The organism is Staphylococcus sp. HMSC061G12, assembly GCF_001838465.1.
Lineage (GTDB): Bacteria > Bacillota > Bacilli > Staphylococcales > Staphylococcaceae > Staphylococcus > Staphylococcus simulans.
Genome location: NZ_KV837084.1, coordinates 1 through 306, shown reverse-complemented (window position 1 = coordinate 306; position 306 = coordinate 1). Strand labels below are relative to the sequence as shown.

General features: G+C 29.4%; 1 pseudogene. It reads right to left on the bottom strand.

The window, feature by feature from the left end:
* Positions 1-306 (bottom strand): annotated as a pseudogene (locus HMPREF2937_RS13880) (hypothetical protein); the annotation flags it as partial.

Here is a 306-nt window from a genome sequence, read left to right as displayed (position 1 = left end):
TATATATTTTATCACCTTGTCCTCTGTTATAGTTTCTTAACACCTTAACTAGTGAATCTAAAGTATTATTGACAATATCAGTGTATCCTTCGTCGTTGATATTAGAATATGAATTGATTTGATCTGAGATGTTGTTGAATAAGCACTTAATTTGGGCATCACTAAAGAAAGGTTGGTAACGTTGATATAATTCAAACGGTACACCCTCAGGACAAGCTCTGAAATATTTGATATTTTCAGTACGTTTTAATTGGATTTGTTTTTTTCTACGCTTGTTACTTACAAAAGAATTTAATAGTTTTATAA